This window comes from Shewanella sp., assembly GCF_048265805.1.
GTDB lineage: Bacteria > Pseudomonadota > Gammaproteobacteria > Enterobacterales > Shewanellaceae > Shewanella.
In genome coordinates this window covers 1-14,481 of sequence record NZ_JBLXAT010000028.1, presented here as the reverse complement: position 1 = coordinate 14,481, position 14,481 = coordinate 1, and the positions used below count along the sequence as shown (strand labels likewise).

Below are 14,481 nucleotides of genomic sequence, written 5' to 3'. Positions count from 1 at the left end.
CGCCGCCATCACGACAACGCATTAAAAGATAAAGGAAGTTAGCAATGCCGAAATTACGTTCTGCCACCAGTACCGAAGGCCGCAATATGGCCGGAGCCCGCGCCCTGTGGCGTGCCACCGGAGTTAAAGACAATGATTTTGGTAAGCCGATCATCGCCATCGCTAACTCATTCACTCAATTTGTCCCAGGGCACGTGCACCTGAAGGATATGGGCTCGCTGGTGGCATCCGCCATCGAAGAAGCGGGCGGTATCGCCAAAGAGTTCAACACCATTGCCGTGGATGATGGCATCGCCATGGGACACGGCGGCATGCTGTACTCACTGCCATCACGCGAGTTGATTGCCGATAGCGTGGAATACATGGTTAACGCCCACTGTGCCGATGCGCTGGTGTGTATCTCCAACTGCGACAAAATCACCCCGGGGATGCTGATGGCCGCGCTGCGCCTCAATATTCCGGTGGTGTTTGTCTCTGGTGGCCCAATGGAAGCGGGGAAAACCAAACTGTCCGATAAACTGATCAAGCTTGACTTGGTTGATGCCATGGTTGCCGCTGCCGATGATCGTATCTCTGATGAAGACAGTGAAAAAATTGAACGTAGCGCCTGCCCAACCTGTGGCTCATGCTCTGGCATGTTTACCGCTAACTCTATGAACTGTCTGACCGAAGCCTTGGGCTTGTCACTGCCGGGCAACGGCTCAATGCTGGCGACGCACGCCGACCGCCGCGAACTGTTCTTAGAAGCGGGTCGCCGCGTAATGGCGCTGGCAAAACGCTACTATCAACAGAATGATGACAGCGTATTACCGCGCAACATTGCCTCTTACAAAGCGTTTGAAAACGCCATGACATTAGATATCGCCATGGGCGGGTCTTCTAATACCGTGCTGCACTTGTTGGCCGCAGCGCAGGAAGCGGAAGTCGACTTCACCATGGAAAACATCGACCAGTTGAGTCGTAAAGTGCCACACCTGTGTAAAGTGGCGCCATCGACACCGCTATATCACATGGAAGATGTGCACCGCGCGGGTGGCGTTATGGGTATTTTGGGTGAGCTAGATCGTGCTGGTTTGCTACACACTGACGTGCCGCATGTGGCGGCTAATGGCGGCACGCTGGCCGAAGTATTGGCGAAATACGATGTAGTGACCACCCAAGATGAAGCGGTGAAACAGTTCTTCCGCGCAGGTCCTGCCGGTATTCCAACCACGGTAGCGTTCAGCCAAGATTGCCGCTGGGAATCGCTGGACGATAACCGCGAAAACGGGTGTATCCGTAACCGCGAACACGCCTTTAGCCAAGAGGGGGGGTTAGCCGTATTGTTCGGTAACATCGCCGCCAATGGTTGTATCGTTAAAACCGCTGGCGTTGATGAATCCATTTTAAAATTCACAGGTAAAGCACGCGTATATGAGAGCCAAGAAGATTCTGTGGCTGGCATCTTAGGTGGCGAAGTGGTGGCTGGTGATGTGGTGGTGATCCGCTACGAAGGCCCGAAAGGTGGCCCCGGCATGCAAGAGATGCTGTACCCCACCAGCTACCTGAAATCTCGCGGTTTAGGTAAAGCTTGCGCCTTGATCACTGACGGTCGTTTCTCTGGCGGAACCTCTGGTTTGTCTATCGGTCACGTATCGCCAGAAGCGGCCGCAGGTGGTGAGATTGGCTTGATTGAAACGGGTGACATCATCGAAATCGATATTCCAAGCCGTGCTATCTCATTGAAAGTGGCGGATGACGTGCTGGCGAGTCGCCGTGCGGCGATGGAAGCCAAAGGCGCGCAAGCGTGGAAACCGGTATCACGCCAACGCCCAGTATCGCTGGCACTGAAAGCTTATGCCTTGATGGCGACTAGTGCTGATAAAGGTGCCGTACGCGATCGCACCATGTTGGAGGATTAATATGTTAGCGCTCGCGTCCCAGTCGCAACTGTCACTGGCCAACTATTACTTGCAGCGAATTCTGCTATCCAGCGTCTATGACGTTGCCAAAGTGACGCCGCTGTCTAACCTCAAAAAACTGTCGGCGCGGCTTGGCTGTGATGTGTTCCTCAAGCGGGAAGATATGCAGCCAGTGCACTCATTTAAATTGCGCGGCGCCTATAACCGCATTGCTGAGTTAAGCAGTGAAGAAGCCGCTTGCGGCGTGGTGTGTGCCTCGGCGGGTAACCACGCACAAGGGGTGGCGTTATCGGCCGCCAGTCGTGGTATCAGCGCGGTGATTGTGATGCCGAGCACGACGCCAGATATTAAAGTTGATGCGGTACGCCGGCTGGGTGGCAACGTTGTGTTGCACGGGCAAGCTTTCGATCAAGCAAACGAATACGCTATGTCATTGGCGCGCGACGAAGGTCGGGTCTATATCGCGCCATTTGACGATGAAGCCGTTATCGCTGGGCAGGGCACCATCGCCCAAGAGATGTTGCAACAGCAACGCGATCTCGATGTGGTGTTTGTCCCTGTCGGCGGTGGTGGATTAATTGCCGGTATTGCCGCTTACTACAAAGCGGTGAAACCGGAAGTCACCATCGTGGGGGTTGAACCTGTCGATGCCGCCTGTTTGAAGGCGGCCATGGAGGCGGGGGAAGCGGTAACGCTCGACCAAGTTGGTCTATTCGCCGACGGTGTGGCAGTAAAACGCATTGGTGCCGAGCCATTCCGCTTAGCCAAAGAGTACGTTGACGAAGTCATCACTGTGACGTCCGATGAAATCTGCGCTGCTATCAAAGATATCTTTGAAGACACCCGCGCTATCGCCGAGCCTGCAGGCGGGTTGTCACTGGCTGGGCTTAAAAAGTACATGGCTCAGCACCAAGGTGAAGAGCGTAAAGTGGCAGCTATTCTCAGCGGCGCCAACGTGAATTTTCACAGTTTGCGTTATGTGTCAGAGCGTTGTGAGTTGGGGGAGCACAAAGAAGCAGTGCTAGCTGTGACGATTCCGGAGCGTCCGGGCGCATTTTTGCAGTTTTGTGAAACCTTGGGCAAACGGGCGATTACCGAGTTCAACTACCGCTTTAGCGGCCGTGATCGCGCAGTAGTGTTTGCGGGGATCCGTGTTAACCAAGGCCAACCCGAGCTGGATGAGTTGGTGCGGTCGCTGGTTAGCAATGGCTTTGCCGTACAAGATCTCACCGAAGATGAAACCGCTAAGCTGCACGTGCGTTACATGGTGGGCGGTTTACCGCCAGAAGCCTTGCATGAGCGGCTGTTTAGTTTTGAGTTTCCGGAGCATCCCGGCGCCTTGCTGCAGTTTTTACAAACACTGCAAAGCCAATGGAACATCAGCCTATTCCATTATCGCAACCACGGTGCGGCCTTTGGTCAAGTATTGGCTGGCTTTGAAGTGCCCACTGCCGATGATGCAGCCTTTGCGACCTTCTTGGATGAGTTGGGTTTTGCCTATCAAGATGAAACTAACAGTCCGGCCTATCAACTATTTCTAGCGCATCGACCAAGTTAACTTTCCAAAAAACCTCCTTACTTTTTGCCCCATATATCGAATGCTTGCTCGGTGTATGGGGTTTTTTCTTGGGCGTAAAACTACGGTTAATTAGCCAAAAGCCGAGCAGTGCCCATTAGTCATCTGTGATATGGTCAAAGCTTGTGTCTGAGCAGAATAATGCACCGTGCCGCACGGTAGCATCGCTCACGATGAGCACAGCTATCAACCTCGCAGCTAGGAGACCCGTATGATTGCCGCACCGCAAATTCAAGCGTTTAATCCCCCTCGTCGTATTTTGATGGGACCCGGACCTTCAGATATCTTCCCTGAAGTGCTCGCGGCGCAAGCGCGGCCAACGGTGGGTCACCTCGACCCGTTATTTATCGGCATGATGGATGAACTCAAAGCGCTGATCCAATATGCGTTTCAAACCAAAAACGAAATGACAATTGCTGTTTCTGCTCCCGGTAGTGCAGGCATGGAAACGTGTTTCGTTAACTTGGTCGAACCCAGTGAAAAAGTGATTGTTTGCCGCAACGGCGTGTTTGGTGAGCGCATGCGCCAAAACGTCGAGCGTATTGGTGCGACTGCGGTGGTGGTTGATACGCCTTGGGGCGAGCCGGTTAATGTCGCCGATGTACAGCAAGCGCTGGCCGCGCATCCCGATGCCAAATTCCTCGCCTTTGTGCATGCAGAAACCTCCACTGGCGCGCTGTCAGATGCTAAAACCTTATGTGCACTTGCCAAGGAGCACGGTTGCCTGAGCATTGTTGATTCCGTGACCTCGCTGGGTGGTGTCGAGCTGCGGGTGGATGAGTGGGGCATTGATGCTATTTATTCTGGCAGCCAAAAATGTTTGTCGTGCGTGCCAGGCCTATCGCCCGTATCGTTTTCAGTGGCAGCGGTCGCTAAGCTCAAATCCCGTAAAACGCCGGTACAGAGCTGGTTCCTCGACCAATCTTTGGTGATGGGCTATTGGAGTGGTAATGGCAAACGCAGCTACCACCATACCGCGCCAGTTAACGCGCTGTATGCCCTGCATGAGTCGTTGCGCAAACTGGCCGATGAAGGCCTAGAACACGCTTGGCAGCGCCATAGCGACATGCACCAACTGCTTAAAACCGGCTTAGAAAAACTCGGTATCAAGTTTGTGGTGGATGAAGCATCGCGCTTACCGCAACTTAACGCGGTGTATATTCCTGAGGGCGTGGATGATGCCGCCGTGCGTAGCCGTTTATTGAATGACTACAATCTTGAAATCGGTGCGGGTCTTGGCGATCTTGCTGGTAAAGCATGGCGTATCGGCTTGATGGGCTATGGCGCCCGCCGCGAGAACGTTGCCTTGTGTTTGCGGGCGCTGGAAGAAGTGCTGGGCTAAGTGGCCGTTGAACATTAAAAAGCAGCTCATTGAGCTGCTTTTTAATTCTTTGCTGCCCATTCACTTTCTGTGGCATCGGTAAGCAGCCGTGGGCCACCGCGGTACTTTACATGAACCTTAAAGCAGCGGTCGGTATATTCTGATGTATTAAACCGCAGGCTGAACTTTGTTGCATCCAGCTTGCTTAGTTGACTAAGCAAGCTGGCCGCGCCGTGTTTATCACGCGTTTGATTTGAACAAACATCAAACATAAAAGTTCAACAGCCCCTAACAGCACCCTAATGATGTATCTGGGTAATTTGGTAGTTTGCAAGTCATACGATATGACTTTGCCGTGTTTGTCAGCTTAGACTCTAAGATCCATTGTCCCGCTACAGCAAGGAAATCCCTCTCGTGGTGCATCAATAGCACAGTGATGTTTAAACTCTGTGGTCAGTTGCAAACGGCTCGCCATGACAAGAAGCAACATCCCCCAAGGTGATTCAAACGTTGGTGCCAGAGTGGCAAACATCAATTCGATTAGCATCCTGTCTCCTCATGGTGAATCCCTTAGTTAGTCGGGCTCACCATCTATCAATCTGGGGCGATATGTTGTTTGTGGTCCATCGCCACCGTTACATGGTTGGCATCGAAAACAGGGTGTCATTGATGCGTGCAGTAACGCGTTAAACGGTACATGTCGCTGGTAAAAATCACCACGGGCCAGCACTCACTCCTCGGTTTGTTTTTCTTGTCACCTCTTACGGTTGATGGTGCCGCGCTTTGGCATAGGCATTGTTGTTGTATTGGTTATCACTAGGCTGAAGCTAGCGCATTGCATCAGTAACGGTACGCCCTTCATGCAGTCTCTCAAATCGGGGTAATTTGACTAACTCTTATACTTTCAACGGTTGGCTTGATACTCTTGATTTATTGATGTAACTACCTATATGTAACCATTTGTAATATTTTAAAGTAAATATAAAACAATAGCATATATAATTTAACGCGTACGAAGATATTATCTATATATTTTAATGATCGACGCTCGATTAATTACCGCTAAAACGGTGGCTTTGCTTTAGTGTGTCGCGGCTATGGTGGTGCAGCACTGCGGATATCGGTGGGTGTTTTGTTGACGTTGGTGTCGGAACACAATGCGATGCTCAGCAAGCAACTCGGGCGTTAGTGAACGGCTGACGCTCGATATTTGCTGCCAAAAATGGGGCGGTTACGCGGGGAAAATTACTGGTTATGGAGTGCAGTGAACAAGGTCATGCTGGTGGTAAAAATCACCGCTAACCAGATCCAACCACCGGTTTTAGATTTCACATGGCGCCGCTGATAGTGTTGCACTATGGCAGCAATATCGCCTTTTAGTTGACCAAAGCGGTTGATTTGATAGCGGTCGCTATCGGGCATAATCACGAAATATTCGCGGTGGGATTTAATGAACTGTTGTAGCTGCTTGACTGAGATGTCGCTGGCCTGTGCGAGTCGCGTAAGGTCGACGCCCTTGGGTGAGTTGGCGTGTAATACACGTAGTACTTGCTCAAGTTCGTTGGCTGTCATTGTTGGTGATGGCTACCTCGATAACTTTCGAATGTCGATAATGGCATCTATCCCTAGCCGTTGTAAATGATAAATCCCAACCGACATCTCTATTTACTGTTGAGCTGTATACTTCTGCTTATTGATCAATTGCTTGGTCAAACCATGCCATTATCTGTGTCGCAATTTCGACTCTGGCGGTGTTGGGATAAAAGCGGTTAGCCAACAGTACAATGCCAAGCTGATGTTCCGGAACAAACACCACATAAGCGCCAAAACCACCGGTTGAACTGGTTTTATTAAATAGTCGCGCCCCCGTGATGCGGCTTGCTACTGGTTTGACGGCGCGTGACTGCAAAATCATCTCGCTGCTATTGCCTTCGAGTAACACAGACTCTGCCACCGGGTGGGGATATTGTTCCCAGCCTAATCCTTGTTGCATCTTACCGAGCTGATAATAACCCACCTGCGTGGTGGCTATAGCATGCTGATAAGCGACTGCCAGTGTTGAAGGATCTAGCTGCAATTGCACATATCTGAGCATGTCTGTTGCGGTGGATTTAATGCCATAAGCTTCGGCATCTAATACCGCAGGATTTACATGCACCGGCTGTAGCTGTTGGTTATAGCCCCAAGCGTACTGTTGCTGCGCCGCAGCGGGCACTTCAACATAGGTATGGTGTAGCCCAAAGGCGGGTAGCAGTTGATTGGTGATTAAGTTGGAAAAATCATCGCCCAAAGCGCGACTGGCCAGATAGCCAAATAAGGCAATGCTTGGATTGGAGTACTGGCGTTGCTCGCCCATGGTGGTAGTGGGTTGCCACTGTTGAAAATAATGCAACATGTCAGCGTTATCTTTTACGCTATCAGGGAATTGTAACGGCAAGCCGCCAGCGCTATAGGTTGCCAGTTGCAGCATGGTCGCATTATCAATCGCGCTGCCTTTGAGTGCTGGCCAGTAATGGCTAGGGTGCGCAGTTAGTTCAATTTTTCCTTGGTCAATCGCGTAACCCGCGAGCAGCGCATTAAAGGTTTTACTGACCGAACCCAACTCAAAAATTGTATCGGAGGTGACGGGCGTTTGTTGTGCTAGCGAAGCCACGCCAAAGTTAAAGTAGCTCGCTTGCCCTTGGTAAGTAATGGCCACCGCCATTCCGGGAATTTGGTATTGCTGCATCACGGGTGTCACTGCGGCATTAACTATCTGCTGCAGTTGCTTAGGTTGTTCACCGTCGCTCGCTATCACCTGCATAGAGAGTAACGCGCTAGCGATAAGCCCAATAAACCGAGAACGGTAAGCGATAGTGTGAGATAGCGCTGACATGGTGGCCTAGCAAGTAATCAATGTTGGCTTAACCATAACTTAGCTGCTGGGTGAGTAACAGCTTATTTAGAGCGAGGCGGTAAAGTGCTGCTGTGGCTTATCTGCGGCGGAGCGGTGCTGTTACAAGAGCCGCACATCATGCTCGCGGCTGGATTTTTGGGGCTGATGGCGCTGCCAAAGTGTGGTGCTATTTTTTACAGTGCCATGGTACATGGCAATATCAAGCTCAAGCCTGAAGAGATAGCCAAGGCTGCTGACTAGCGCACTTTATAACGTGTTGAGCATGCGCTGTTAGCATATGCTCGTTAACTTAGTCATCCTCAAAAATAAGCTTGAAGCCGTCACGTTGGCACAGCGGGCTAGCCGCTAGTTTGTCTAGCTCGCCAGCTTTATATTGGCCGGTGATTTCTAGCTTACGTAACGCGGGCATGCGGCTACCCTGCAGAAATATATCTGGCAAGCTGTAATCTGTATCCACATTGGCATCAATGGATAAGTCGAGAAACACCTGTTCCAGTTTCGAAAAGTGACTGCTGAGCAGGTAGGTTAAGGTTTCATCGCTGATAGGGCCGCGGTTGAGGCTAGATTGATAGTCATCTAACTCTACGGATAACTCGGTCAATTCGGGTAAACTCAGGTTGGTTGTCAGGCTAAAATTACCCACTAAAGATAAATATTGTAACGCAGGCGAGTGGTTGAGTATGGGCGTCACATCGCCGAGCCAGCCCGTGGCACCTGGGCCGTTAACATACAGAAAGTAGTCACCTAAGTAGAGTAGTTTGAGTTTGGGAAATTCGGTTTGGCTTAGTGCGTTGATTAATGGGCGTAAATCGCGCTGATCGTACTGCGGATTATAGCTGCAATATCCCACGGCTAATCGTTCAGTTTGCGCGGGAAAGTCCGATGCGGCAAATGCCGTGACTAACGGCAGACCTCGCTCACCTAATACAAACTCAAAGCCAGTACAGCCAGCCGCCAGACTCGTGAGTGGCCGCCCTGCTTCTTCGGCACTAGAGGGAATACCAAAGCTGCAGGTAAGGGAGGTTGACGGCCGATGTTGGTAACTCTTTTGCTCTGCGGGCAGGGCGTTAATAAGCATTGATAACTGATCCATAGTTGTTCACCTAGCGATGCATTCGGCTGTCCTTAGCTGCTGCGGGGTAATCATCATAACCCAATGCTGATTTAAACGGGAGGGGGAGATTTGCACGCCGTTGCCAAAAAGTAAGGGCTCAATGTGAGCCCTTACTTTACTGCGTAAATAAGATTATTTGGCGCTGGTAGCGCGATTGACGTAGTCGATTGGTATCCATTCATAACCACTACCGTTGCTACGCAGGTGGCCAATACCCGGGAAGGCTAAGTGTGGGCCTGCGACCAGTTCGCCGTCTTTAGCAAATTCAGCAAACGCATTGCTACGTACCGCTTGCGCTTTAGACTGATCTTGGTCGTAAATAATGGTCACTTTCGGGTTAGCAAATTGCACTGCGGCGATATGGATGATATCGCCAATAAAGGTGATGCTTTCACCTTCGCTATCTAAGCGATAAAACGCGGCGCCGGGGGTATGACCAGGATGCACGGTGGCAGTAATGCCAGGCAATACTTGCTCGCTACCGCTGAAGGTTTTGACCTGTTTTGCATCAAGATAAGGTTTGAGCGTGGTACGGGCACCATCAAAATAACCTTGACCATAAGGTGAGTTCTTCATCTGTTCATTATCAAAGAAGAAATCGATATCGGGTTTGCCCACATGGATGGTGGCGTTAGTAAATACTGGCTTACCATCTTTGATCAGGCCACCGGTATGATCTGAATGTGAGTGGGTAAGTAGTACATCGGTAATATCCGCTGGTTTGATGCCGATAGCCGCTAAATCGGCCAGTACCTTACCGCCTTTGTCTGGGCCAAACATCTGACCCGCGCCGGTATCAACCAGCACAGTATGTTGTGGCAGTTGGATCAAATAGGCATTAATGGAGCCCTCTACCGGATTGCTTTGGAAGTTATACGCCAACTGCTTATCGATCTGCGCTTGGCTAATATTGCGCAGTAAGTTTTTAGCATCTTGTGGCACCGTGCCGTCGTTGAGGGCCGTTACCCGTACTTTACCAATTTGCACGGTGTAGCCACCGGCTTGTTGGCTGAGCAAGTGTGGTTCATTTTGAGCAAAGCTTAATGGGGCGTGCAGTAAAGCTGTGGCAAATAAAACCGTGGTTACCTGGCGTGAAAGCGTCGACATGGTATAACTCCTTGTAAATACGAGTGACAGCTATTGTGCGCCGTCACGCCGTAAAAGCAAAGTTATATGCATTATCAGTAATATATAAACAGCACATTGCTATTAACTTAATGTTTGCTGCTGATCAACTGCCAGTCTTGCTCATCTAAACCAAACAGCCCTTGTGCTGCGGCTTTGGCTTGTTGCAGTGTGGCGTAAGCGGCATCGGCGGTGAAAAATCCTTGCGGGCTGATGACTAAGTAATAGCCTTGCCGCTCCTCTCCCACAATCTCCAGTTGGATCTGCCGTTGGCTGCTGGGTAACACTCTGTCAGCTGGTGGTTCTAAACACCAACAGTTGGGATTGCCAAAAATGGTGCCAGTGGCATTGCTAAGCATTCTGATCATGGTTGTTATCTCGTTAAGTACCAACAGCGCTGAACCATTGGCTGGGTTAATCGTTAAAAAAACGGACTTCCTTGTCCAAGTGGGATTTTCCAAGTGAACTCGTTACGTGTGCTCCGCTTGATGGCGGGTGAGGTACATCAAAATCAGCAGGATCACGACCAGCAAGCCTGTCCCCATTAGCAGGGCGTAGTCTTCCAACTGGAGGATGGAGTAGAGCACGGCATAGAGCGCTGTCAGCATCATTAGCATTACGCCGCCTTGGCGTTTACTGCGGCTGGCACTCGCGACGTACAGCGGAATCGACAATAGCGGTACGGCTGCGGCGGCAATGTAGGCAGATAAAAACGCCATATGTTCCGACAGCGATAACAGCAACAGGTAAAACAGACACATCGCACAACCCACCAACAGATATTGCACCGTTGATAGCCGCGACTTTTGCCCCAATTCAAAAATCAGCAGCATGATGTAGGTCAGCAAAATAAACAGAATGCCGTATTTCAGTGAGCGTTCGATTTTGCCGTAGTGCGTGACCGGTTCGAATAGCGTGACGTTGGCAATCACTTCAGTGACACCACGTTCAACGTTAGCGCTAAATACCTGCGGATAGTTGCGGGTCAGGTGGCTAATGTTCCACGTTGCGTCAAAGGCTGAATCTGTCATTGTGCGGCTGGCTGGCAGATAGCCTTTAAAGCTGGGGTGCGGCCAATCGGCTTTAATGTGGATATGGCTGGAATCGCCCAGTGGCAGAATGTTTAGCCCTTCAGAACCCCGTAGCGTTAACGCATAAGACAGCGTGAATTGATATTGGTTAGGCGCAAGGGCTATGCGGCGTTGGAAGCCGGTAGTCATGCCGTAGATATTGGGTAACTGGGTGCCAGAATCGAGCGTTGGCATTTGCTGCTCATTTGCTAAATTAAAGCGAGTAACTTGCTCAATGGCTTGGTTATCCGATACGCCAAACACAATACGGGCATGGCTGATATCCCATTTGACTAAGTTCGCCATGTCGGGTTTGTCGATAACAAACTCGGCTTCGCCGCTGATATCGCCCTGATACACCAATGACTGATAAATACCGCGGGTACGAAATTGATGTTGCAAGTCGGCATCTAGCGTCAGCTTGTATGGCAGGATCACCACTTCATCATCAAACACTTGCCGTTGGCGTTCGACTTTGCCATCGACCTTAGTTTCGGTGAATTTTTCATATTGATAAGGGATCACTAACGCGGGCCCGCCGAGGGTTTGTTGGCTGCCCCAGCTTTGGCCGATTTCTTTAACCACTTGCTGATGTAGCTCGGCGCGCTCATTACTGACCGATTGGATTAGCCCCAGCGGCACCAATGATACTAGCCCTAATCCCACCAGAATACAGAGACGTACTGTAAGTTGGGCCCGATATAAGGCAGCGCCTTCGAGCGGCGCTTTGTTTTTATTAGTGCTTTGATAAATGAGGTATCCACAGCCGGCAATCACGGCCAAGGTTACGAGTAAGGTCAATGACGATGCTATGTCCAACATAGTGCTAATCCTTTAGTAAAAATAACCGCTAGGGGCTGTTTATCTTTGCTGGTTGTTTTTACAGCAGACAGAGCGTGATTTAGGCAAGGCAGGTGATGTGCCGTGTAGTCATTCTCCATAAACAGCCCCTAGATTAGAGCAGGATTAGGCGCCGACTGCTGTGGCAATCTGCGGGTCAATTGTGGCAAAAATATGGCAGGGGAATTTAGTTGCGTACTTTACGGCGTAATAAGCGTTGTATCAGTACTTGGCTACACCACACAATCACGCCCGACAGTAGCGCTGATACCAGCACATCCGCCGGCCAGTGCATTCCCAGCAGTATGCGGCTTATACTCACCCACCACGCCCACGCGATGAGCAAAAATGCCCAACCAAAGCGCTGTTGTGGCAGCAAGGCATAACAACCGCACAAAGCCAAGGTGCAGCTAAACAGGGTATGACCTGAGGGAAAGGAATAGCCAGTTTCAAACTGCCACTGTTGCCACACCAAACTGGAGAGCGGCTGTGGCAGTTGCTCCAGTGCTAGGCCATGCAGCAGGGTGCTGCGCGCTGCAGTATCGCTGGCGTAAAACTGGGATAAATCTAACAGGCCGTGATTGGCGAGGTATTCCACATAGGGGCGCGACTCTTGAAACAGATTTTTTAAGCCGTGGCTGACGATTAGATTGAGCCCCAACGCCAGTAAGGTCGCCAGCAACATCGGCCCGCGTTGCGGCGCAGGAATGAGCCGCCAGATGAGCAGTAGCACTACCGCGCTAGTGACGATACCCCAAGGGCGAGTACCGGTCATTGTGATGGCGTAGTTGAGGTTGGCCAATGAGCTGCTGAGATCCAACCAAGGAAATAACGATACCCCCGTACTAAACAGGAGTAGTGGCGGTAGCAGTAGCAAGCCCCAACTGAGCAGTAACCATTGGTTAGCAGGGAGATCTGTACGCATACACCGTCCTAGACACTGTGGGTTATGGGGGAGGCCGAGGTTCAGCGGGTTATCACCACAATGAGCAAAGCTTGAGATGCTAAACCAGCGTGAGCTGTTATGGTCGCAAATGTCGTGCAGGACTGCAAAAAGCTAATGTGACAAAAAAGGTGTGATTTAGCTCGCAGGTTACTGAGTTATATGTGTTTTTATACATTGATATGAAAAAATATATCGGTGAAATTTTTTATCAAACTCTAATAAAAACAACAGTGTGTTAACTTTATAAAATCATTATTTTTCAATGTGATAATCATTGTCTAGCATGGCTTCGATGATTTTTTTCAACCGATGCTAATTAACGGCCATTTTTGCGCCAAATAGGCCGATTGACAGTCGTTATTCCGGTGGAATAATGCGCGCACTTTTTTGTACATTTCGATTAATCACCATGTCAATTTATACTCGGCCAGTGCTGTTGTTGCTCAGTGGTTTGCTACTACTGACCTTGTCTATTGCGGCGCTCAATACCTTAGTACCTTTGTGGTTGGCGCGTGAACAAATGGCCACTTGGCAGGTAGGTATGGTGAGCTCGTCATATTTTGCTGGTAACTTGCTCGGCACCTTGCTAGCGGGGCATTTGATTCAGCGGTTAGGTTTTAATCGTAGCTATTATGTGGCCTCGATGACCTTTGCTATCGGCTGTGTTGGCCTAGGTATTATGACAGGTTTTTACAGCTGGTTTCTCTGGCGTTTTGTGGCTGGCGTTGGTTGCGCCATGGTGTGGGTGATCGTTGAAAGTGCACTGATGTGCAGTGGTACTTCACGCAATCGCGGTCGGCTATTGGCGGCGTACATGATGGTGTATTACTGTGGCACTGTAGTGGGTCAACTGCTGCTGACCAAAGTCTCTACCGAGCTAATGAGTGTGTTGCCATGGGCGATTACGTTGGTGTTGTGTTCAGTATTGCCATTGCTGTTTACCCGCATAGTCAATCAGCAACAACGGCCGCAACAAGCCAGCCATATGTGGTTAATGCTGCGTTTGCGCAAGTCTCGTTTAGGTGTGCACGGTTGTGTGATTTCCGGCATTGTGCTCGGCTCTATGTATGGTTTGATGCCGCTGTATCTGAACCACTTAGGGATGGACGATGCTAATGTTGGCTTCTGGATGGCGCTGCTGATCAGTGCGGGTATCGCTGGGCAATGGCCGATTGGCAAATTGGCTGACCGTTATGGCCGTCTGCTGGTGCTACGTGTGCAAGTGTTTGTGGTGATCCTCGGCTCGCTGGCAATGCTGGTGCATGCGGCGTTAATGCCAGCCTTGTTTATTTTAGGTGCAGCGGGTTTTACTTTGTATCCAGTAGCGATGGCATGGGCATGTGAAAAAGTGGCTCAACATCAGCTGGTGGCCATGAACCAAGCGCTGCTGTTGAGTTACACCGTCGGTAGTTTAGTGGGGCCGTCACTGACCTCCATGCTGATGGAAAAATTCTCCGATGGCTTGCTGTTTATCATGATCGCCAGCGTATCACTGGTGTATTTGATGATGTTGATGCGTAAAGGTCAGCGCCACCCTCGGCCAGTGGCACCAATTTAAGCCTTGTCTATGAAAAAGGCGCTTATTTAAGCGCCTTCATGAGTACCACGGTAGATGTGTAAGCGGTTAATAAACCCCACATACCAATAGTACCCACACTTTGACATAGTGCCTTTTTCAACGGAGGCACTATG

At 50.4% G+C, this 14,481-nt stretch carries 12 protein-coding genes; 5 read left to right on the top strand and 7 right to left on the bottom strand.

The features are described 5' to 3' along the window. Positions 1 to 44: 44 nt before the first annotated feature. The 3 genes from ilvD (at position 45) to ACN0TT_RS16595 (ending at position 4,819) form a co-directional block, all read left to right on the top strand. On the top strand, positions 45 to 1,901 hold the full coding sequence (ilvD, locus tag ACN0TT_RS16605) for a dihydroxy-acid dehydratase (RefSeq protein WP_417763263.1): 1,857 nt from the start codon (positions 45 to 47) through the stop codon (positions 1,899 to 1,901). 1 nt (position 1,902) lies between these two features. Then, positions 1,903 to 3,459, top strand: a complete 1,557-nt coding sequence (ilvA, locus tag ACN0TT_RS16600; protein ID WP_417763262.1) for a threonine ammonia-lyase, biosynthetic — start codon at positions 1,903 to 1,905, stop codon at positions 3,457 to 3,459. A 229-nt stretch (positions 3,460 to 3,688) separates the two neighbouring features. Next, positions 3,689 to 4,819, top strand: coding sequence for a pyridoxal-phosphate-dependent aminotransferase family protein (locus ACN0TT_RS16595; RefSeq protein WP_417763261.1), 1,131 nt, complete (start codon positions 3,689 to 3,691; stop codon positions 4,817 to 4,819). 1,224 nt (positions 4,820 to 6,043) lie between these two features. On the opposite strand, the gene ACN0TT_RS16590 is transcribed toward ACN0TT_RS16595, so the two are convergent. Both ACN0TT_RS16590 and ampC read right to left on the bottom strand, forming a co-directional pair. Next, positions 6,044 to 6,370 (bottom strand): hypothetical protein, encoded by a 327-nt coding sequence (locus ACN0TT_RS16590; protein ID WP_417763260.1) that lies wholly within the window; start codon positions 6,368 to 6,370, stop codon positions 6,044 to 6,046. A 118-nt stretch (positions 6,371 to 6,488) separates the two neighbouring features. Next, a complete protein-coding gene (ampC, locus tag ACN0TT_RS16585; RefSeq protein ID WP_417763259.1) occupies positions 6,489 to 7,673 on the bottom strand; it encodes a class C beta-lactamase in 1,185 nt (394 codons plus the stop codon). 84 nt (positions 7,674 to 7,757) lie between these two features. On the opposite strand from ampC, the gene ACN0TT_RS16580 reads away from it, so the two are divergent. After that, on the top strand, positions 7,758 to 7,934 hold the full coding sequence (locus ACN0TT_RS16580; protein WP_417763258.1) for a hypothetical protein: 177 nt from the start codon (positions 7,758 to 7,760) through the stop codon (positions 7,932 to 7,934). 49 nt (positions 7,935 to 7,983) lie between these two features. Here the strand turns inward: ACN0TT_RS16580 and ACN0TT_RS16575 are convergent, their stop codons facing one another. The 5 genes from ACN0TT_RS16575 to ACN0TT_RS16555 form a co-directional block, all read right to left on the bottom strand. Further along, positions 7,984 to 8,787: a hypothetical protein gene (locus ACN0TT_RS16575; protein ID WP_417763257.1), complete on the bottom strand. Its 804-nt coding sequence runs from the start codon at positions 8,785 to 8,787 to the stop codon at positions 7,984 to 7,986. A gap of 153 nt (positions 8,788 to 8,940) precedes the next feature. Then, on the bottom strand, positions 8,941 to 9,915 hold the full coding sequence (locus ACN0TT_RS16570; RefSeq protein ID WP_417763256.1) for an MBL fold metallo-hydrolase: 975 nt from the start codon (positions 9,913 to 9,915) through the stop codon (positions 8,941 to 8,943). A gap of 107 nt (positions 9,916 to 10,022) precedes the next feature. Beyond that, on the bottom strand, positions 10,023 to 10,301 hold the full coding sequence (locus ACN0TT_RS16565) for a hypothetical protein (protein ID WP_417763255.1): 279 nt from the start codon (positions 10,299 to 10,301) through the stop codon (positions 10,023 to 10,025). Between the two features lie 102 nt (positions 10,302 to 10,403). Next, on the bottom strand, positions 10,404 to 11,825 hold the full coding sequence (gene creD / locus ACN0TT_RS16560) for a cell envelope integrity protein CreD (RefSeq protein WP_417763254.1): 1,422 nt from the start codon (positions 11,823 to 11,825) through the stop codon (positions 10,404 to 10,406). A 205-nt stretch (positions 11,826 to 12,030) separates the two neighbouring features. Further along, a complete protein-coding gene (locus ACN0TT_RS16555; RefSeq protein ID WP_417763253.1) occupies positions 12,031 to 12,768 on the bottom strand; it encodes a phosphatase PAP2 family protein in 738 nt (245 codons plus the stop codon). A 394-nt stretch (positions 12,769 to 13,162) separates the two neighbouring features. Here ACN0TT_RS16555 and ACN0TT_RS16550 point away from each other — a divergent pair, with 394 nt between their 5' ends. Continuing rightward, positions 13,163 to 14,347, top strand: coding sequence for an MFS transporter (locus ACN0TT_RS16550; protein WP_417763252.1), 1,185 nt, complete (start codon positions 13,163 to 13,165; stop codon positions 14,345 to 14,347). Positions 14,348 to 14,481 lie beyond the last annotated feature (134 nt).